The 20271-nt window shown below is 70.6% G+C and carries 18 protein-coding genes and 1 pseudogene; 9 read left to right on the plus strand and 10 right to left on the minus strand.

The features are described 5' to 3' along the window. Positions 1-158: 158 nt before the first annotated feature. Positions 159-1217: an SGNH/GDSL hydrolase family protein gene (locus ABD224_RS06810; protein WP_344047903.1), complete on the minus strand. Its 1059-nt coding sequence runs from the start codon at positions 1215-1217 to the stop codon at positions 159-161. A 160-nt stretch (positions 1218-1377) separates the two neighbouring features. Between ABD224_RS06810 and ABD224_RS06815 the strand changes: the two genes are divergently transcribed. Further along, entirely contained in the window at positions 1378-2766 is a 1389-nt protein-coding gene (locus tag ABD224_RS06815; protein ID WP_344047905.1) for a cystathionine beta-synthase, read from the plus strand. A 382-nt stretch (positions 2767-3148) separates the two neighbouring features. Here the strand turns inward: ABD224_RS06815 and ABD224_RS06820 are convergent, their stop codons facing one another. Beyond that, entirely contained in the window at positions 3149-3538 is a 390-nt protein-coding gene (locus ABD224_RS06820) for a hypothetical protein (protein ID WP_344047907.1), read from the minus strand. A gap of 221 nt (positions 3539-3759) precedes the next feature. Between ABD224_RS06820 and ABD224_RS06825 the strand changes: the two genes are divergently transcribed. The 3 genes from ABD224_RS06825 to ABD224_RS06835 all read left to right on the plus strand — a co-directional run bounded on the left by ABD224_RS06825 (position 3760) and on the right by ABD224_RS06835 (position 7165). Then, on the plus strand, positions 3760-4602 hold the full coding sequence (locus ABD224_RS06825; RefSeq protein ID WP_344047909.1) for a MurR/RpiR family transcriptional regulator: 843 nt from the start codon (positions 3760-3762) through the stop codon (positions 4600-4602). A 181-nt stretch (positions 4603-4783) separates the two neighbouring features. Then, on the plus strand, positions 4784-6004 hold the full coding sequence (locus ABD224_RS06830; RefSeq protein WP_344047911.1) for an acetyl-CoA C-acetyltransferase: 1221 nt from the start codon (positions 4784-4786) through the stop codon (positions 6002-6004). 363 nt (positions 6005-6367) lie between these two features. Next, entirely contained in the window at positions 6368-7165 is a 798-nt protein-coding gene (locus ABD224_RS06835; protein ID WP_344047913.1) for a hypothetical protein, read from the plus strand. A gap of 55 nt (positions 7166-7220) precedes the next feature. Here ABD224_RS06835 and ABD224_RS06840 read toward each other — a convergent pair whose 3' ends face one another. Beyond that, positions 7221-7532: a hypothetical protein gene (locus ABD224_RS06840; protein WP_344047915.1), complete on the minus strand. Its 312-nt coding sequence runs from the start codon at positions 7530-7532 to the stop codon at positions 7221-7223. Between the two features lie 101 nt (positions 7533-7633). Here ABD224_RS06840 and ABD224_RS06845 point away from each other — a divergent pair, with 101 nt between their 5' ends. Next, complete coding sequence (locus tag ABD224_RS06845; protein WP_344047917.1) at positions 7634-7861, plus strand: DUF4287 domain-containing protein; 228 nt, start codon at positions 7634-7636, stop codon at positions 7859-7861. Positions 7862-8082: 221 nt separating this feature from the next. On the opposite strand, the gene ABD224_RS06850 is transcribed toward ABD224_RS06845, so the two are convergent. The 5 genes from ABD224_RS06850 to ABD224_RS06870 all read right to left on the minus strand — a co-directional run bounded on the left by ABD224_RS06850 (position 8083) and on the right by ABD224_RS06870 (position 13155). Then, positions 8083-8994, minus strand: a complete 912-nt coding sequence (locus tag ABD224_RS06850) for a Bax inhibitor-1/YccA family protein (RefSeq protein WP_344047919.1) — start codon at positions 8992-8994, stop codon at positions 8083-8085. Positions 8995-9274: 280 nt separating this feature from the next. Then, the gene (locus ABD224_RS06855; protein ID WP_344047921.1) at positions 9275-10450 is read right to left on the minus strand and encodes a 4-hydroxybenzoate 3-monooxygenase; all 1176 of its coding nucleotides are present in this window, start codon (positions 10448-10450) and stop codon (positions 9275-9277) included. 252 nt (positions 10451-10702) lie between these two features. Beyond that, the gene (locus tag ABD224_RS06860; RefSeq protein ID WP_344047923.1) at positions 10703-11272 is read right to left on the minus strand and encodes a hypothetical protein; all 570 of its coding nucleotides are present in this window, start codon (positions 11270-11272) and stop codon (positions 10703-10705) included. Continuing rightward, positions 11269-11775: a hypothetical protein gene (locus tag ABD224_RS06865; RefSeq protein ID WP_344047926.1), complete on the minus strand. Its 507-nt coding sequence runs from the start codon at positions 11773-11775 to the stop codon at positions 11269-11271. The genes ABD224_RS06860 and ABD224_RS06865 overlap by 4 nt, the downstream gene beginning before the upstream one ends. A 135-nt stretch (positions 11776-11910) precedes the next feature. Next, on the minus strand, positions 11911-13155 hold the full coding sequence (locus tag ABD224_RS06870) for a helix-turn-helix domain-containing protein (protein WP_344047928.1): 1245 nt from the start codon (positions 13153-13155) through the stop codon (positions 11911-11913). Between the two features lie 672 nt (positions 13156-13827). Here ABD224_RS06870 and ABD224_RS06875 point away from each other — a divergent pair. Then, positions 13828-14702: pseudogene (locus ABD224_RS06875) on the plus strand (glycosyltransferase family 2 protein). 110 nt (positions 14703-14812) lie between these two features. On the opposite strand, the gene ABD224_RS06880 reads toward ABD224_RS06875, so the two are convergent. Next, positions 14813-15373 carry a hypothetical protein gene (locus ABD224_RS06880; RefSeq protein WP_344047930.1) on the minus strand — a complete coding sequence of 187 codons (561 nt, stop codon included), beginning with the start codon at positions 15371-15373 and terminating at the stop codon, positions 14813-14815. 298 nt (positions 15374-15671) lie between these two features. Here ABD224_RS06880 and ABD224_RS06885 point away from each other — a divergent pair, with 298 nt between their 5' ends. Together ABD224_RS06885 and ABD224_RS06890 are read left to right on the plus strand one after the other, a co-directional pair. After that, the gene (locus ABD224_RS06885) at positions 15672-16982 is read left to right on the plus strand and encodes an NsdA family TPR-like regulatory protein (RefSeq protein WP_486388845.1); all 1311 of its coding nucleotides are present in this window, start codon (positions 15672-15674) and stop codon (positions 16980-16982) included. After that, positions 16982-17533 carry a GNAT family N-acetyltransferase gene (locus tag ABD224_RS06890; RefSeq protein ID WP_344047934.1) on the plus strand — a complete coding sequence of 184 codons (552 nt, stop codon included), beginning with the start codon at positions 16982-16984 and terminating at the stop codon, positions 17531-17533. Before ABD224_RS06885 ends, ABD224_RS06890 begins: the two co-directional genes overlap by 1 nt. 1107 nt (positions 17534-18640) lie before the next feature. Here ABD224_RS06890 and ABD224_RS06895 read toward each other — a convergent pair. Then, entirely contained in the window at positions 18641-19927 is a 1287-nt protein-coding gene (locus tag ABD224_RS06895; RefSeq protein WP_344047936.1) for an NsdA family TPR-like regulatory protein, read from the minus strand. A gap of 150 nt (positions 19928-20077) precedes the next feature. On the opposite strand from ABD224_RS06895, the gene ABD224_RS06900 reads away from it, so the two are divergent. Further along, positions 20078-20212 (plus strand): hypothetical protein, encoded by a 135-nt coding sequence (locus ABD224_RS06900; RefSeq protein ID WP_344047938.1) that lies wholly within the window; start codon positions 20078-20080, stop codon positions 20210-20212. Positions 20213-20271 lie beyond the last annotated feature (59 nt).

The raw sequence follows: 20271 nt of genomic DNA on the forward strand, positions 1-20271 counted from the left end.
TCGTCCCGGCACACTCGTCAGTGCGGCAGGCTAACGAGTGTTCATGAAAAGAGCGTTCATGGGACGAATCCAAGAACGGACCGGAAGGGACCCGGCCTCCCGCCCCCGCCGGGAAGGCCCCGGATCTCCTCCCCGGACTCCTCCCGGCTTCCCCCGCCTCAGCCCTTCTCCCAGCTTGTCCCCCGGCCTGTCTCCCCGGACAGGCCGGAAGGCGCGGGCTGCGGCTCCGGCACCCTCCGCCGCCGGCGCCGCTTGAGCAGGGCCCACGGCCCCCGCGGCCCGGTGGGCATGGCGGCCGTGACCTCCGTGCCCGCCTCCGACGCCGCCTCCGCCGCCGCACGGGCCACCGGCAGGAAACCCTCGCGCCGTGACACGTCCGGGCGCTCCTCCTCCGCCGGCCACAGCCCCAGCGCCGCGCACACCGTCGGCAGCACCGCCATCGCCGCCGTTGCGTACCCCTCCGCGGAGGGGTGGTAGTTGTCCGGCCCGAACAGCTCGCGCGGGTTCGCCTCGAACTCGGGTCCGAGCAGATCGCCCAGGGACACGGTCCGGCCCCCCTGCTCCACCACCCCGATCGTCTGCGCCGCCGCCAGCTGCCGTGAGGCCCGCCGGGCCAGCCACCGCAGCGGCTGCGGCACCGGCTCGATCGTGCCCAGGTCGGGACAGGTGCCCACGACGACCTCCGCACCCGCCGTGCGCAGCCGCCGTACCGCCGCCGACAGATACCGCACCGAGCGGGTCGGCGGCATCCGGCGGGTCACGTCGTTCGCACCGATCATGATCACGCAGATGTCCGGGACCTTAGCCGGGTCGGCGAGCACCAGCGCCACCTGCCGTTCCAGGTCGTCGGACTGGGCACCGGACACGGCGACGTTCCGCAGCCGCACCGGACGCTCCGCCACGGCCGCGAGCCCCGACGCCAGCAGCGCGCCCGGCGTCTGCCCGGCCCGGCGGACGCCCAGGCCCGCGGCCGTGGAGTCACCGAGCATCACCAGGCTCAGCGGCGGCTCGCCGGGAGTGTCGTACGCCAGGCCGTACAGCCCGTCCGCGGACGGCACGCGCTGGTCCGTGCCGTTGCCCACATGACGCTTGGCCATCTGCACCTCGGCCAGCAGCAGACCGACGGCGGCCGCGCCGACCAGGCCGAGCCCGCCGCCCCCGTACGCGGCACCGGCCGCGATCCGCCGGGCCACTCTCGCCCTCGACATGCTCGTCATGCCGCCGCCACCTCCTCCGTAGCCGTACATCCACTCCTTGCCCCGTACGGACAGTCGCTCAATCCCGACGGGGAGTGAACACCCGCCCTTGACCTCGCGCTCCTGGCCTACGCTGGCGGAACCACGACGACCAGACCTTTTGCAGCAACCGGAGACAACGGTGCAATTCCACGACTCGATGATCAGCCTCGTCGGCAACACCCCGCTGGTACGCCTCAACAGCGTCACCAAGGGGATCAGGGCGACCGTCCTGGCCAAGGTCGAGTACTTCAACCCGGGCGGATCCGTGAAGGACCGCATCGCCCTGCGCATGATCGAGGCGGCCGAGCGGAGCGGGGAACTCCGGCCGGGCGGCACGATCGTCGAACCGACCAGTGGAAACACGGGCGTGGGCCTTGCCATCGTGGCCCAGCAGAAGGGCTACAAGTGCATCTTCGTGTGCCCGGACAAGGTCTCCACCGACAAGATCAACGTCCTGCGCGCCTACGGTGCGGAAGTGGTCGTGTGCCCGACGGCCGTCGCGCCCGAGCACCCGGACTCGTACTACAACGTCTCCGACCGGCTGGTGCGGGAGACACCGGGCGCCTGGAAACCCGACCAGTACTCCAACCCCAACAACCCCCTTTCGCACTATCACTCCACCGGCCCCGAGATCTGGGAGCAGACCGAGGGGAAGATCACCCACTTCGTGGCCGGCATCGGCACCGGCGGCACCATCTCCGGCACCGGCCGCTACCTGAAGGAGGCCAGCGACGGCAGGGTCAAGGTGATCGGCGCCGACCCCGAGGGCTCGGTGTACTCCGGCGGCTCCGGCCGGCCGTACCTCGTCGAGGGCGTCGGGGAGGACTTCTGGCCGACCGCCTACGACCGGACCGTGGCCGACGAGATCATCGCCGTCTCCGACAAGGACTCCTTCCAGATGACCCGCCGTCTGGCCAAGGAGGAGGGCCTCCTGGTCGGCGGCTCCTGCGGCATGGCGGTCGTCGCCGCCCTCCGGGCCGCCGAACGGCTCGGCCCGGACGACGTCGTGGTGGTGCTGCTGCCGGACAGCGGGCGCGGATACCTCAGCAAGATCTTCAACGACGAGTGGATGGCCGACTACGGCTTCCTGGAGGACGAGGGCCCGAGCGCGCGCGTCGGCGACGTGCTGAACCACAAGGAGGGGGGCATCCCCTCCCTGGTCCACATGCACCCGGACGAGACGGTCGGCGAGGCCATCGAGGTGCTGCGCGAGTACGGCGTCTCGCAGATGCCGATCGTGAAGCCGGGCGCCGGCCACCCGGACGTCATGGCGGCGGAGGTCGTGGGGTCCGTGGTGGAACGGGATCTGCTGGACGCGCTGTTCACCAAGCGGGCCGCGCTGGAGGACCCGCTGGAGAAGCACATGTCGGCTCCGCTGCCGCAGGTCGGCTCCGGTGAGCCGGTCAGCGACCTGATGGAGGTGCTCGGCACGGCGGACGCGGCGATCGTCCTGGTGGAGGGCAAGCCGACCGGTGTGGTCAGCCGTCAGGACCTGCTCGCCTTCCTGGCCAAGGGCGAGAAGCCGTAGCCGCTCACGGGAACGGTACGAGCGTTTCACATGCCCGCAGCATCCGTTTAACACGGGCCCGGAAGAGTGGGGGACGACAGCGGCGCCAGGGGACTTCCGGAGCGGCTCCCGGATCCCCATGGACGTCGTGGACGCGTCTGTCCGGTCCCGATCCCGAGCCGGACCGCGTCCCTCGCGGGGACCGCCGTCGTCCCACCCCCCGGTCGTACGGGGAGTGGCGGTCCCCGCGCGCCTCTGTCCCGGCGTACGCGCGCCTCTTTTTGTGCGCCTCCCCTTCACGCACCTCTTTCACACCCGGTCCGGCGCCGCTCCCCGCAGCCCGGTGCCGTCCCCGTCCCACTCCTTTTCAGTCGCCTTTTCAGTCGCCTTTTCAGCCGCTTTTTCAGTCGCGGACGGCCTGGGCGACGTTGATACCGACGATGCCGAGCCAGACGACGATGAGACCGGGCAGGCCGCCGACGGAGCCTCCGATCCCGGACAGCGGGAGGGCCAGCACCAGGGAGGTGATGCCGAAGCCGAAGCGCTCGCCCCAGGAGTTGGCGGTCCCCGGCGAGCGGGACTGCCGGACCGTCGCCGTCTGCTGCTCGGCGAGCTGCCGGCGCACCCGGCGTTCGACGGCCTCGTCGATGCGCCGGTCGACCTTCTCCAGGAACGAGTCGACCAGCGCGGACTCGTACTCCTCGCCCAGCTCCCGGCGGGCCTGCAGAGAGGCGTCGAGTTCCTTCTTCAGTTCGGTCTTCAGTTCGGTGCCCCGCGCGTCCATTCCGGTCATGCGGCTCAGGCTAGGCAGCCAAGGCGCCCGCCGCACTGGGGATAACCCCCTCTTGTGCGGCGGGGCAGGCCACCGTCGGCGCCGCCTCGGGACCGCGCGGTGACGCCCGCCGGTCCTTGCCGCGCCTGCATGACCTCATGCAGAGTTCTTGACATCTGAATAGAAACTGGCCGGGAAGGTACCCTCCCGAGGGGCGACGACTTCTGGAGGGGAAGCACGTCATGAGCGGGACCGACAGCCCTGCCGCGCGGCTGCAGGCGCTCTTCGAGGGACACCGGCTCACGCCGACCCAGCGGCGCATCGCGCACAGCATGGTGCGGCGGGCCGCCGATGTGCCGTTCCTCTCCAGTGTCGAACTGGCCGAGCTGGCCGGGGTCAGCCAGCCGTCGGTGACCCGCTTCGCGGTCGCGCTCGGCTTCGACGGCTACCCGGCGCTGCGCCGCCATCTGCGCGAGGTCGCCCCCGCCGGGCCCGTGGCCCGTCCGGCCTTGTCCAACGAGTACCAGCAGGCGATCGAGGCCGAGATCGAGAATCTGCGGCACCTGGCGGAGGCGCTGGCCGATCCGGAGCCGGTACGCAAGGCGGGCCGTCTCCTGGCCGCCTCCCGTCCGCTGCCCGTCCTGGGCCTGCGGGCCGCGGCCGCCCAGGCCCACGGCTTCGCGTACTTCGCCGGCAAGGTCCATCCCGATGTACGGCTGCTCAACGAGGGCGGCACGATGCTCCAGGACCGCATCGACGGCGCCGTACGGGCGGGCGCCTCGGTGCTGCTGTGCTTCGCGCTGCCGCGCCATCCGCGTGAGGTCGTGGACGCCCTCGCCCACGCCAAGGAGGCGGGGCTGACCGTCGTCACGGTCGCGGACTCCGCCTTCGCGCCGGTCGCCAAGCACTCCGACCTGCTGCTGCCCGCGGCGGTCGGCACCGGGCTCGTCTTCGACACCGCGTGCGCGCCGATGCTGCTGGGCCGGGTGCTCCTGGAGGCCATGTGCGACAACCTGCCCGACGCCCAGGCGTGGCTGGAGGAGTTCGACGGCAAGGCGGCGGAGCGGGGTCTGTTCGTGGAGTGACACCGGTTTGGGGAAACCGGGGACGGGGAGAGGAAAGGACGACGGAAACAGGGAAAGCAAGCGCTTAGACAATTGCGGTCAGCGTCACACCGCGGTTTCCGTGACCTTGACCGTACGGACGGGTAACTTCCAAGCAGCCGCTCACCTTTCCCCATACGTCACATACGTCACTGGAGCCGTGATGCCCGAAGCCGTCATCGTCTCGACCGCCCGTTCCCCCATCGGCCGCGCCCGCAAGGGCTCCCTCAAGGACATGCGCCCCGACGATCTCACCGCCACGATCGTCCAGGCCGCCCTTGCGAAGATCCCCGAGCTGGATCCGAAGGACATCGACGACCTGATGCTCGGCTGCGGCCTGCCCGGCGGCGAGCAGGGCAACAACCTCGGCCGGATCGTCGCCGTGCAGATGGGCATGGACCATCTGCCCGGCTGCACGATCACCCGCTACTGCGCCTCCTCCCTCCAGACCACCCGCATGGCGATGCACGCCATCAAGGCCGGCGAGGGCGACGTGTTCATCTCGGCCGGCGTGGAGACGGTCTCCCGGTACGTCAAGGGCAACTCCGACAGCCTTCCGGACACCCACAACCCGCTGTTCGCCGAGGCGGAGGCCCGTACCGCCGCCGTCGCGCAGCAGGAGGGCGCCACCTGGCACGACCCGCGTGAGGACGGCCTGCTGCCCGACCCCTACATCGCGATGGGCCAGACCGCGGAGAACCTCGCCCGCTGGAAGGGCATCACGCGCCAGGAGATGGACGAGTTCGGCGTCCGCTCGCAGAACCTCGCCGAGGAGGCCATCAAGAAGGGCTTCTGGGAGCGGGAGATCACCCCGGTGACCCTGCCCGACGGCACCGTCGTCAGCAAGGACGACGGGCCGCGCCCGGGCGTGACCATGGAGGGCGTGGCCGCCCTCAAGCCGGTCTTCCGCCCCGACGGGCTGGTCACCGCCGGCAACTGCTGTCCGCTCAACGACGGGGCCGCCGCGCTCGTCATCATGTCCGACACCAAGGCCCGTGAGCTGGGCCTGACCCCGCTCGCCCGGATCGTCTCCACCGGTGTCTCCGCCCTCTCGCCGGAGATCATGGGCCTCGGCCCGGTGGAGGCCTCCCGGCGGGCGCTCGAGCGGGCCGGCATGACCGTCGACGACATCGACCTGTTCGAGATCAACGAGGCGTTCGCCGCCCAGGTGATCCCCTCCTACCGCGAGCTGAACATCCCGCTGGAGAAGCTGAACGTCAACGGCGGCGCGATCGCCGTCGGCCACCCCTTCGGCATGACCGGCGCCCGCATCACCGCCACGCTGATCAACTCCCTGCAGTTCCACGACAAGCAGTTCGGCCTGGAGACGATGTGCGTCGGCGGCGGCCAGGGCATGGCCATGATCATCGAGCGTCTCAGCTGATCCCCTTGATCACCTCGCCTCTTTGATCCCGTTGTGATCCCCTTGCTTCCCTGAACCGAGTCCCGAACGGCGGGACCCGCGGCCGCCCGAAGATCCACGGGAGCCCGCTTCGTCACCCGCTGTGACCGAACGGCCCGAAATCCGGGAAACGCCTGGATTCCGGGCCGTTTTGTGATCCAATCTCCCTCGGGATGTGACCTTTCTCCCGCGGCACAGGGATCACCGCAGGTCAGCGCATTCCCCAAGGAATACGCGAGCTGCGCTCCTGTCCGTTTTGTGAAGTTACGCACTGACAGCTGGATAGTCCGCCCTTCAAGCTGATGTAGGAAGTCGGGGATCGACTGTGAACCCGGGAGTACGTCAGTGAGCGCCATACCGATCGCCCTGCTGCTCACCACGGCCGCCACCGGCGCCGTGGGTGTCGCCGTCCTGCGCACCCTTTTCGCCCTGCGACGCGAGGTCGCGGCCCTGCAGAAGCAGCTGGCGGAGAACCACGACGCCACCCTGCGCGCCCTGCTGCCCGCCGCCCGCGGCCCTGTGGACGCGGAGCAGATACGTGCTGCCGTGGTCCAGGCGCTCGCCGAGGAGCGGGAGCGGGAACTGGCCGAGGCACGGGCGTTCTGGGCCGCCCAGGAGGCCAGGGAGGCCGCCGACTCGCCCTCCCTGCTCGGGCTGCCCGACGGCGAGCTGTTCCTGCCCCGGCAGACCGACCGCGCGGGAGCGGAGCGCCTGGAGCCGGTGACCGAGACCGGCCCGGAGGACGACGAGCAGACCGGCTCCGGCGAGTCCCCGGAGCTGGCCGCGGCCCGCCGCCGGCACCCCTCGCACCCCGACTTCACGCCCCACCCGTCCCCGGCCGTGGGCGACCACGAGCAGACGGTGGCCACGCTGGAGGAGCTGGCCGAGTCCGGTGTGGAGCTGACCGAGGTCCGTCCGGGCCCGCTGGGCACCCTCGACGTCTACGTCTTCGCCGACGGTACGACCCTGTGCATGACCCCGGGCCACCGGGAGACCGCCGAGCGTCTGGCCGCCGCCCTGCGCGCGGGCGAGTCCCCGGTCCTGCTGGGCGGTTCCAGCGTCTCCGGCGCCTACACGCTCACCTTCGCCTGCGGCGAGGAGAACGTGTACATCCTGGCGGACCGCGTCATCACCTCTCTGTGAGCGGAACCCCTGCCTCCCTGTGACCGGTCCCTGTGGCCGGAATCCGTGACAGGGGTCAGACGCCTGCCCGTCGCTGCGCCTCCTGCACCAGACGTACGGCCTCCACCACTTCCTCCTCGGTCTTCAGTACGAGCGCCAGATCGCGTCCGGCGACGGTGACCTGATCCGCGGCCGCGAACATCCCCGCGTCCGGCATCTCCCGCGGCTCGGCCCCGGGGAACTCGGCGAGCTGGGCCCGCCGGGCGAACTCCCTGGCCAGAGCCAGCGCCTCGGCGGCGCCCGCCCGCTGCAACCGGCTCTGCGGCGCCGCCCGGAGGCGGTCGGCGAAGTGATCCACTGCCCGGATCAGAGAAGTCGTGTCCACCACACCGCGAGATTACGCGTCGCTGCACGCCTGTTGCCAATGCGCACACCCTCGGGCACGGTGACGTGAAGGACCGGCTACATCGAATGTGTCCGGAGGCGCCGATGTCCCAAGTCTTCTCCGAGGAGACCCATCGCAATCTGCTCGCCCGCATCCCCCGTTGCACCGGTCGTGAGATCTCCGACTGGCTGCGCACCGTCGAAGAAGGCCCCGCCCTCGGCTTCGAGGAGAAGGTCCGCTGGCTCCGCCAGGAACACAACCTCGCCTACGGCCACGCCAAGGCGATCATCCACGAGTACGACCTGAGGAGGGCTGCGCGCAGGCTGCGCTAAGGGGTGCCGTCCGGACCGGCCGGCTCCGGTGGGCGGGGTGCCCCGCGACCCACGGCAGGATCCGGACGCCCTCCCTCAGGGCCTGGGCACGTCCCCAGGGCCTGAGCGCGTATCGCCCTGCATTGCCTTGTGCACGACGAAGGGCCCCGGGAGGGATCCCGGGGCCCTTTCGTTCATGGCGTCCGTGTGCTCTCGGCGCATCGCCGGGGAACCGGCCGTGGTCAGTCGTTCTGGTTGAGGATCGCGATGAGTCGCAGGAACTCCAGGTAGATCCACACCAGCGTCAGCGTGAGGCCGAAGGCCGCGAGCCAGGCCTCCTCGCGCGGCGCACCGTAGGCGATGCCGTCCTCGACCTGCTTGAAGTCCAGGGCGAGGAAGCAGGCGCCGAGGATGATGCCGACGACACCGAAGAAGATGCCGAGCGGACCGCTGCGGAAGCCGAGGCCGTCACCGCCGCCGAACACGGCGAACAGCAGGTTCACCATCATCAGCAGCACGAAGCCGAGCGTCGCCGCCATCACAAAGCCGTAGAACCGGCGGTTGACGCGGATCCAGCCCGCCTTGTACGCCACCAGGACGCCGGCGAAGACCGCCATCGTGCCGAGCACGGCCTGCATGGCCGCGCCGCTGGCGATGTGGGTGTCGACAATGCTGGAGACGACGCCGAGGAACACGCCCTCGACAGCGGCGTAGGTCAGGATCAGCGCGGGCGAGGCCTTGCGCTTGAAGGACTGCACCAGGGCCAGCACCATGCCGACCAGCGCGGCACCGATCCCGATGGCGTAGGAACGTCCGATGTTGGCGGCGTCGACCGGCAGCAGCGCCCAGGCGAGCGCGGCCGTCACGACCAGGGTGCCGAGCGTGGACGCCGTGCGCAGGACGACGTCGTCCATCGTCATCCGGCCGGTGGCGACCGGGGCCTGTGGCGGCGCGCCGTACTGCAGGTCCTGCTGAGCGTAAGGGTTCTGCGCGTAGGGGTTGCCGACCGGCTGGGCGTACGGGTTGCCCTGCGCGTATGGGTTGCCCTGCGTGCCGACTGCGGGGCCCCCGGCCTGCGGCGCGGTGTTGAAGCCCGCGTAGCCGTTGTCGCGGCTGAACCCCCGTCGCGAGAAGACCGGGTTTCTGCTCCTCATCTCACTCCTCCATGGCCACACGGCGCGGCCTTGGTCCAAGAGTAATGGAAAGGCAAAGGACGGGCCCTAGTACCTCAGAAGGATCTTTTTCCTTCTCCTGCTGCCGAACACGCTACGCGACCAGGTGATTCCCGGCCACGGACGATGTCATTCATGACCAAGCCGCGACACGTCCGGAACCGGCCGGAGACACCGGACGAGCCGCTGGGCCCTTTCGCCCGTTCGCCCGATCACCGGTGGTTCGTCCGGCGGTTCGCCGGTTTGCCGGTCCGCCGGTCCGTCAGTCGAGCGGGAACCCGGTGTACCCCTCGGCGAAGTCGGCCGCGGCGGCCCGGCAGGAGCTGATGCGGTCCAGACGGGCCAGCTGCAGACGCCGGTCGAACGGGGTGGCGCCGGGGTCCCGGTGCAGCATCGCCGTCAGGTCGTGGCTGAACCGCTCGGCCTGCCAGACGCGCCGCAGGCAGGTCGCCGAGTAGGCGTCGAGGAGCGCGTCGGACCCGGTCTCCCGCCGGTGCACCAGGGCCCGTGCGAAGGTGACGGCGTCCCCGATGGCGAGGTTCAGCCCCTTGGCCCCGGTCGGCGGCACGATGTGGGCGGCGTCCCCGGCAAGGAACAGCCGGCCGTGGCGCATGGGCTCATGGACGTAGGAGCGCATGGGGGTCACCGACTTCTGGGTGACCGGTCCGCGCCGCAGGGTCCAGGCGTCGTCCGTCTCGAGCCGCCGCTCGAGCTCGTCCCAGATCCGCTCGTCGCTCCACTCCTCGGCGTCGGTGTCCGCGGGCACCTGGAGGTAGAGGCGCGAGACGGACGGGGAGCGCATGGACAGCAGGGCGAACCCGCGGTCGTGCCGGGCGTAGACCAGCTCGTGGTGCGAGGGGGGCACGTCCGCGAGGATGCCGAGCCAGCCGAAGGGGTACGTCCGCTCGAACACCCGGGAGAGCGAGGCGGGGATCGCCTTGCGGGACACGCCCCGAAAGCCGTCGCACCCGACGACGTAGTCGCACACGAGGACGTCCTCGCGCCCCTCGTGACGGAACCGGACGGAGGGACGGTCGGTCCCGGCCCCCTCCACGGCCAGCGCCTCGGCCTCGAACAGCAGCGGGCCGCCCTCCTTGAGCTGCAGGGCGATGAGGTCCTTGCACACCTCGGTCTGGGCGTAGACCGTCACGGACCGCCCGCCGGTGAGCGCGGGGAAGTCGATGTGGTGCCGGCGCCGGTTAAAGCGCAGCTCGATCCCGTCGTGCCGGAGCCCCTCGCGGTCCATCCGCTCCCCGGCCCCGGCCGCACGCAGCACGTCGACGGTGCCCTGCTCCAGGACTCCGGCCCGCTGGCGCTGCTCGACATAGGCGCGGTCGCGGCTCTCCAGGACGACCGAGTCGATGCCGGCGTTGTGGAGCAGCCGGGCGAGCAGCAGGCCGGCCGGTCCGGCTCCGATGATGCCGACAGTGGTGCGCATCGGTCGTTCCCTTCGGGTGGGGCGTCCGTGCCTGGAGACGGATCGAGCGCGGTCGCACAGCGGACGGCTTTTCAGGTGAGCATCCCCGAGATTCCGCCCGGCCCCACCCGGTGTCAACGGCGCCCGCACCGTCAACGGTGTCCGCGCCCGCGAGCGACCGCACAGGACCGGCGGACCGGAGCGACGCGGCCACCCCGTGGACGCGCGCCGGGTGTCCCCTGGGAACGACGCCAGAGCCCGCCCCCCAACGGCTCATGTCCGTTCATCCGCGGCCCCTGCGGCCTCGACGGCCTGGTGGCGTTCCTGGGCGAGCTGGACCATCGCCCACACCAGCCGCGGGTCGCACAGCTCTCCGGGGGAGTCCATGGGAACCGCCCAGTACGCACGCCCCTTCGGCTCCGTACGGTCCACCGCCGGCACGCCCAGAAAGCAGTCCCGGCCCAGGCACTCCAGGCCCGGAAAGGCCCGGGGCGGACGCCGCCACGCGGTGGAGCCGGGCACCAAGGCGTAATAGTGGTCCGCATACCTGCTGTGAATCACCGGACCGCCGTCCAGCGCATGGCGGAGAAAGCCGTTCACCTCCGCCTCGTCAGACGTCTGCGCCGCCGCACGCACCAGATCCCCCGGCAACCGCACGGCAGCGAAGATCCCACCGCACGCCAGAAGCGCCGCACCCTGCAACAGCCACTCCCGGCGGGCCGCATCCCGGTCCCGCGCAGCGGACAAGAGCCAGTGCGCGACCGCGAGTTGCCGCTCCCGTCCCGCCACCTGGACGGCGTCCTCCGTCTCGTGCTCTTCGTTCGGCGGCGTCGGGCGGGTCACTGGTCGCTCACCCCCGCAAGAGCCGCGAGGCAGCCGTCAAGGGCGTGGCGGTTCTTTTCACCAGGGGTCAAGTTCCGCGTCTCGTCCGCCTCTTCGTCCCGGGGCGGCGTATCCCCGCGCGTTCCCTGACCCGGCGGGAGGGCGCCCCAGCCGTCCGGGCCGGTGCGCGCCTCTGCCGCCTCGTCAACAAGCGCACACCGGTCGGTCATCGGCAGGACGAACAGAGCGCGGGCATCCGGCGCGGCGACGTGGCACGGCTGCGGGACCTGCCTGCTGCCATGCCCGGCCATGGCAGCCGAGCCGACCGGACGCGGGACGAGAACAGCGTCCGCCGCAGGCGTGCGGGACTGCGGCAGCGGATGCACGCCCAACACGGCACAAGCGGAGTTGCCGCCCGTACAGCCTTGCCTGGGCCGATACCGGTGGCCCGGAACGACGGACCACTCCAGCGCGGCCCACGCGCGCACGACGGCGACCGGGGCGCGGATGTTGATCGGCACCATCGCCGATACCCCCAGGTGATCAGTCAGACACGAACAGTGACCACCTCAGGATTGCCCGCAAAGGCGTTCCCAACCCTAAGAATTCCTCAGGGGCGCTCATCGGCAGGGATTACGCGCCCGTTGTGCACCTCGTGCCTAACTGACGAGTTCCATGTTCCGGATGAGCCCGGACAGAGTCGCCGCCTGCGAGGGCACCCCGACCCGGGCGAGGTCGGAGACCAGAGCGCGGGCCATCGGGTCGGCGTACACGTAGTAGGGAGCCTGTCCGGCGGCCTCACGCAGTTTGACGACGGCCGAAGCACTGCGCCCCATGCGGTGCAGTGCCCGCGCTTCGTCGATCGCGAAGTGCGTGCGCCGCTCCTTGCTCGGAACCTTGGTGACGTCCGCGTGGGGCACTCTCTTCAGCCCGGCATCGGGCTGGTCGACCTCGACCCCGGCCTCCACCGCGTGGACGGCGACCGTGCCCCGTCCGAACACCGTCTGGGCTTCCAGGTCGTACCAGTCGGGACCGAGCCGGTCGGCGTCCTCCAGTGCCGCGTCGATACGCGCCCACGCGTCATCGGCGCGCCCGCCCCGCGCGTGGCCGATCGCCGCCCGCAGATGCAGCGCACCCCGCAGGGACACGGCCCGCTCGTCCGCGCTCCGTCCGCTCGCGTACGGCTCCAGGTCCCGCAGCGCGGCATCCGCGACGGCGACCGCCTCCTTGAGCGTGGCCTGGTGCAGCAGTGCTCCGCACCGGTCCCACGCCACCGCGGCTTTCATCACGGGGTCACCGAGCTGCGTCGCCGCACCGGCCGCGACCTCCGCCGACACCCATGCGAGATCCGGGTAGCCGAGCTGGTTGAGGCACATGCGTGCCGTACGGGCGACGTCCGCCAGGAGCCGGAGCGCGTCCTCGCGGCCGGAGCCGTCGAGGAGCAGCAGCGCGGTGTTCAGATCCTCGACGAGCGGCGGCAGCACCATGGCCACACGTGGCAGATTCGCCGCCTGCCGTGCGCTGTTCGCCTCCTGGGTCCGGCGTCGCAGCGCCTCCAGGCCGGCCGGCGCCCCCGACGGGCTCATGCCCGGATGCCCGGACAGAATCAGCCCGGACCGGCGCAGAGCCGTCCGCAGGGCGGGGATGTGGGCGTGTGCGAGGCTGCCGCCGTTGTGCTGAAGCCGGTAGGGCTGCCCGAGCAGCCACACCACGTCGACGTCACACCGCTCGGCGATCGCGGTGATGACGGAGAACCGGTCAAGTGCCAAACGCCCGTTCTCGACCCCTGCGACCCAGTCGGCCGTGCGACCGAGGAAATCCCCCAGTTCGACCTGAGTCAACCCAGCCGCGTTACGGGCGATCCGGACACGAGCGCCGATGTGCTCGTCACTGGCGAGAGGCATACGGTGTCCTCCCTTCCGACCTCGACCCCCCGAACGGTACTCCGAGTTGACACCCCGCGACCCGTGAGTTCACGGGAGTTGACGTGTAGCACTCCAGTTCGCGGCCCTGCCGCGGAGCCAGGCTCCCTCCACCTGACCCAACACCCCGTACTGTCCCCGGAAAAGCGACCGCGGCCCGGCCGACAGCCGCCTGTCTGCCCCCACTTCACCTTCGCCGCCTCACCACACCAGGTGTGTACAAGCCGGACCAGTCGGCCCGCCGTTCCCGCCGGTACGGCGTTGGACGCGGCCAAGCCGAAAGAAAGCAAGTGGGAGGAAAGCAAGGTCGGTTCACACGCCAGGGCTGCCGTGCGAAGGGCGGTGCCGTCCCTGCCGCCCCGACTCCCCCACGCCGACGCGACCAAGCCACGCAACCACCACAACGGGCGTATACACACGATCCACAAGCGTTGACCGAGAGTGCGGTGCCAGTCCTCCCAGAGCGCGAGGAAATCGGCCAGCTCGGCTTTCTCCAGCCGCCCGTACGGGGTGCCGTCCAGCATTCCGCTGGTGGGGGCGGTGAGGTAGTCGCCGAGGCGGATGGTGGGCATGGTGGCCTTCCGGTATGCGGCCGGTGGCCGGCACCGGACGGCTAGCATCACCGGCACCGGAGTCGAGGACGGGAGTTCATCCGTGCGTCACCCGCGCGTAGGCGTCGCCGTCTTGACCATGGGCACGCGGTCCGCCGAGCTGGCCGACCTGCTGGAGTCGGTCGCCGGACAGGACACGCCTGCCGCGCGGGTGGTGGTCGTCGGCAACGGCGCACCGCTGCCGCCTCTGCCCGAGTGGGTCACCGGTGTGGAGCTGCCGGAGAACCTGGGCGTGACCGGCGGCCGTAACGCCGCCCTGGCCCGGCTGCGGCAGTTCGGGGACGTCGATGTGGTGGTGAACCTGGACGACGACGGCCTGCTGATCAGCCCGGACGTCTTCACTCGGCTGACACAGCTGTACGCGGCGGACGAGCAGCTGGGCATCGTCGGTTTCCGCATCGCCGACGAGCGAGGCCGCACCCAGCGCCGCCACGTCCCGCGCCTGCGCGCATCGGATCCGACGCGGGGCGGGCTGGTGACGACGTTCCTGGGCGGCGGACACGCCCTGTCCATGCGGATGCTGGACCAGATCGGCGGCTGGCCCGAGCCGTTCTTCTACGCGCACGAGGAGACCGACCTGGCCTGGCGGGCGCTGGACGCGGGCTGGAAGGTGCTCTACGCGCCGGAGCTGGTGCTCCAGCACCCGTGGACATCGCCGACCCGGCACACGGTCTTCCCTCGCATGGTCGCCCGCAACCGGGTCTGGCTCGCCAAACGGCACCTTCCCGCCCCCTCGTTCCCGTCTATCTGGGTGTCTGGACCGCGCTGACCGTGGCCCGCACCAGGTCGGCGGCGGGGCTGCGGGCCTGGTTCGACGGGTTCGCCGAAGGCCTGCGCACACCGTGCCCGCCCCGCCGGCCGATGCGGTGGGCCACGGTGTGGCGGATGACCCGGCTGGGCCGACCGCCGGTCGTCTGATCAGACGGCCGGGGCTTCGGACTCGGCCCGCAGCCACGCGGGGATCGCCCCGGGAGGCCCGCCCAGCCAGTCCACGTAGCGGGCCCCCTCTGTGAGGGTGATCGTCCGGCTCATGTCCGTTCATCCGCGGCCTCTGCGGTCTCGGCCGCCTGGTGGCGTTCCTGGGCGAGTTGGACCAGCGCCCACACCAGCCGCGGATCACACAGCTCTCCGGGAGAGCCCATGGGAACCGCCCAGTACGCACGCCCCTTGGGCTCCGTACGGTCCACCGCCGGCACGCCCAGAAAGCAGTCCCGGCCCAGACACTCCAGGCCGGGAAAGGCCCGGGGCGGACGCCGCCACGCAGTGGAACCGGGAACCAAGGCGTAGTACTGGTCCGAATACCTGCCGTGGATCACCGGCCCGCCATCCAGCGCACGGCGAAGAAAGCCGTTCACCTCTGCCTCGGCGGACGTCTGCGCCGCGACGCGCACCAGATCCCCCGGCATCCGCACGGCGGCGAAGATCCCGCCGCACGCCAGCAACGCCGCCGCCTGCATCAGCCACTCGCGACGAGCCACGTCCCGATCCCGGGCAGCGGACAGAAGCCAGTGGGCGACCGCAAGCTGCCGCTCCCACCCCGGCACCACGACGCCCTCCACTGCGCGCTGGTCGTTCGTCGCGCCGTTCACTCCGCGGTCCCCCTTTCCGCCGCATGCAACGGGCGTGGGTCGGTGCGCAGCGGCGTGGTCGGGGCTTCAGACGACAGCCAGTGCTCAGCCGTCACGCGGGGCGGTGCCGGTGCCCTCTGCGGCCTGTTCACGATGGGAGCTCCCTCCGTGGCTCTCCGTTCACATACGAGCCAACTCCCTCCTGCCGCGCCGGTAGGGACGTCAACCCGGACTTTTGGGCGGACATTTCACGCAAGAGGGCATTCCAAGTCCGCTTCCGTCGCTACGGTCGGCAGGCAGGGAGCACCGGAGGTACGCCGTGGCCGAGACGCCATCGCTGTTCGAGCAGGTATGCACCGCCCATGGCTGGGACACACCCGCCAAATTCATCCGCGCCTTCGAGGAGACCGCGGCCTTACTCGCCGAACCGACAACCGTGACTGCTCGTCAAGTCCGCCGCTGGTGGCGAGATGTTCCGCCACCCAGACCACGCGCACGTGCCTGGCGCGTCATCCACGCCATGCTGGGCGTGAACCCCGTCGAGTTGGGCTTCCCCAACCCACCGCCCGGTGTCACCGTGGAGAGAGCACCACTCCTCGCACAGGAAGGCATCAGCGTGGACCGACGGGCATTCCTCGCCGACTCGATCGGCGTCGTTGCAGCCACCGGCCTCCCCGAGCCCGTGGCCCACCTCTCCCCGACCGGGAGGCAGGGCGCCATCGGCACCACCCACCTGCTGGAGTTACGGGAAGGTCTGCGGTTCCTGTACCGCCTGGACGACTCGTACGGCGGCGGCGACGTCCGTCCCCTGGCCGTCCGCCATCTTCACCGGATCCGCCGCATCATCAACACGTCGACGTACCCGGACGCCCTGGGCCGTCAGCTTCAGCTCCTCGCCGGCGAGACCGCCGAGCATTGCGCCTGGCTCTACTACGACACCGAAGAGCAGGACCAGGCCCGCCGTTACTGGGGCGAGGCCCTGACGACGGCCACCATGCTGCGGGACGCGTCCCTCGCAATCCTCGTCCTGGCCTCCCTGAGCCTGCAGGCCAGCCACGAGGGCCGTCCCCGGGACGGCTACGACCTGGCCCGGGCAGCCCGGGATCAAGCGGCCCGTTTCGGCTCCCCCGCCCTGCAATCCCTGCTCGCCTCCCGAGAGGCACGGGCCTTGTCCCTCATGGGTGATCACACCGGTGCCCGCAGGCGTCTGGCGGAGGCCATGCGCCTGCTGGACCGCTCCGACCGCGGCCGGCCCGCCCCCGAGTGGGCAGCGTTCCACGGCACCGCCGAACTCGACTTCGCCCAAGGGCTGCTCCACGTCGAGAACGGCCACCACGACCGTGCCGTGCCCTTCCTGCGGGCCGCACTGGAGCATCAGGACCGCACCTACGGCCGCAACCGCGCCTTGTACCGGCTCACGCTCGCCCGCAGCCTGATCCAAGGCGGTGACGCGGACGAGGGCGCCGGCCACGCCAGGGACTGCCTCGGACACCTCGACGAGATCGAGTCCGGGCGCGTCATGCAGCGTCTCTCGGAGGTCGCCGGCCTCCTCGACCGGGTGGACACCGCTGACGCCCGGGACACCGCCCAGCAGCTACGCGCATACGCCCACGCCCGGGGAGCCGCCTGATGCACGAGATCCACTACACCCGGCACGACGGCCAGGCCGCTGCCGGGCAGCTCGACGCATTCCTGCCGGCGTACGAGGAGGTCTACGCAGAGCCGCCCTACTGCGAAGGGCCGCGCGACGTCGCCGAGTTCATCGACCACTACCAGGTCCACGTCCGCCGCCCCGGAATGCGGCTCATCCTGGCCTGGGACGCGGAGGAGGTGGTGGGCTTCGCCTACGGCCACCACCTCGCCCCGGAGACCCGCTGGTGGCACAGCCTCCAGGACGTCACCCTGCCGGACGCCTTCGTACGGGAGGACGGCCGCCGCACCTTCGCCGTCATCGAACTCGCCGTGCGCAAACCCTGGCGCCGCCGCGGCATCGCCGCAGCCCTGCACACGCGACTGCTCGACGGCCTGGACGTCGAACGCGTCACCCTCACCGTACGGCCCGAGCCGGAAGCCGCAGCAGCCCGCGCCGCCTATCAGGCATGGGGGTACCGCAAAGTCGGGACGTCCCGCCCCTGGCAGGACGCCCCGCTGTACAACTGCATGATCCGCGAGCTGCGCTGATCCCAGCCCACGCCACCTCACCGCACCAGGTGCACGCAGGTACCGGTACGTCCTGCGGGCGTCCGACAGCGGGGACACCGGACCGCCCGGCCCACCGTCTCCCGTCGGCACGGCGTTGGACACGGCCAAGTTGAAGGAGAACAAGGTCCGTTCACAGGCCAGAGCTGCCGCGCGGATGACGGCGCCGCCCCCGGCGTCCACCGCTTCCGTGCGCCGTGCGCACCGCGCCCCGCCCTGCCCTGCGGGGCATGAGGAAGCCGCCTGCTCCGGCTCCCCCACGCCGACGCTTCCAAGACACGCGACCACCACAACGAGCGTATACGCACGGCCAAAAAGCGTTGACCGAGAGTAATGAGTGGTGCCCGGAGCCGGACTCGAACCGGAGCAGACGCGCAGGTCAGAGGGGGTGCGGCTTTCTGACCTGCCGAATCAGCCCGAACCAGACCCAGCCAGACCCCAACCAGACCGAACCAGCCGAGAGCCGTGCGCCAACTGGCGCACGGTCTGGCGCACCGTTCCGGAGCCTGCCCGGACGGCCGCGAACATCCCTTAAGCAGCCTTGGAAACGGTCTCCGTCCGGCCGTGTTCCCCGCCGGCCAACCGTCAAGGCCGAGGGGGCTCGAAGGCAGCGCGCGGGCGTGGGAACAACGCGCAGGCACACCCCGCCAGTGCTCCTTGCGCCTCAAGAACTGGTGAAGAAGTGCGCGCGGCTCCCATGCCGCAGGCCAATGCAGCCGTATAAAGCAAAGGACCCGGCGGCACGTACCGTCGCCGGGTCCATGCGTGGTCCTCTGCTCAGTGTGCGGAGTATGAACAAGAGAACCACCGCCATGCCTCGTGGACATGGCAGCCTTTTCGTCAAATAAGCCTCATTGGCCGAAACGCAGGAATCATTTAACCCTGAAGTGTCCCCGGCGGCCACGAGAATGCGCCCTGCGCCCCACAGTCACTCAAAAGAGCGACAGCCAGGTTTCGCACAGAAACCTAGGAAGTCAGGCAACTGGGTGAAGAGCCCGTAACCTCCTGACACGCCTCGCTCGGCGTGCTCACCGTCTCCCGCCCCTCGCGAGACACCGCCCCGGCTCGAGCAGGACGCGCGACCGTGCCCTACGTGCGGGCGGCGAGGCGCTCGCTGAGTTCGCCGGCGGCCGGGTTGTCGGAGATCGAACGCAGGCGGGCGGCGATGTTGGTCACGGCATCGTTGATGCGGACGGACTGGACGCCTTCGGCGCAGTCGAGGAACTCGCCCCAGGTGGCCAGAGCCACCTCGGTGTCGCCGCGCTTGAACTGCACGTGCCCGAGGTCGGCGAGCACGATCGCTCGGGTGCGTTTCCGGTCGAGGCCGTGGATGTCGAGGGCCAGGTGGAGGTGCTCCTCGGCGGCGGCGAGGTCACCGAGCTTGGCGTGGATCATGCCGGACTCGTGAGCCCAACGGCCGTGGCTGTAGTGGCTCGCCCAGGACTCCCCCGGCGGGACCGGCGCGTTCTCGATGGCAGCCTGGGCGGCCGTAAGGAGCTTCATGGCAGTGGCGTGGTCGCCGTCCGCTGCTGCCGCACGGGCATAGGTGTTGCGGTAGTACGCGAGCGCCTTGAGGTTGGTCAGCTTCCTGCCGCGCTGCTCGCACGCCTCGGCGAGCCGCACGGCGGTGGGGATGTGGCCGAGGTCGATGGCCTGGTCCGCCAGGCCACGCAGGGCGGTGGCGGCGAGTTCGTTCTCACCGGCCTCGGCGGCGAGCTGGTAGCTGTGCAAGTGGTACTGCTGGCTCAGGCCCTGGTTGCCCTCGTCGCGGGCCATCCAGCCGATCAGGTGCACCAGCTCGCTCGTTGCCGCGAACAGCTCCCGGCCGACGTGCTCGCTGTAACGGCCGTCCAGCCAGCGCTTGACATCCACGGTCAGGTAGCGGACGGCGAGGTGACGGGCATGTCCGCCGCCGAGTTCGGACGCCGCATCGCCCAAGGTCTTGGTCATCGTGCGGATCGCGGTGACTTCGCCCATGCCGACGGCAACGGGGCCGGGGCGGTTCACGCGGCGGGTGACCGCCTCGGCATCGGGCAGGTCGAGCGCGGCCAGGCCGACGCCGGCGGATGCCGTGAGGAAGGTTCGTCGGTCCACGTCGCTGCCTCCCAGATGCATGACCGAGGTCACGGTATCGGCGAACTGGACCTCATTGTCGCCAGGATCGTCACCAGACAGATCGATATTGAGAACCTGTTGGATGAACGGCAACCACGCCGTAGGCACCCTCAGCCCGCGCTCCCACCGGTAGACCTGCTGCCGGTTGAGATACCCGGTCCTTCCCCAGCGCACCGCCGACAGCTCGTCCGCGAGCTTCTGCTGGCTCCATTTGGGGCGCTGCGCCTCGCGTGCGGCGCGGATGCGTTCCCCGATGGTCATGGCCGCCCCGATCAGTCGTGCTGGTTCACAACTGGCCTACAAACCGGCAGACATTCTGGCAGCTTCCCACGGTCCGCGTACGTGCCTTTACTGATGGTCACCAGCCCCGGCGATACGGATGCCGGGGCAACGAGCGGAAGGATGTCCGCGATGCTCAAGAACACCGAGAACACCGAGCCGGTCTACCAGGCCCCCGTCGTCCTCGACGCCGGCCCCGCCGTCGAGGTGACGCTGGGCACCGAGAACTTCGACACCGCCGACGACACGCAGTACAAGTACGCCTGACCCGCGAGTGACCGGGGGTCAGGGTCCGGTGGAATCGCGTGCCACGCCCTGACCCCGGC

The organism is Streptomyces thermoalcalitolerans (assembly GCF_039525155.1).
In the GTDB taxonomy this organism is placed as follows: Bacteria; Actinomycetota; Actinomycetes; order Streptomycetales; family Streptomycetaceae; genus Streptomyces; species Streptomyces thermovulgaris.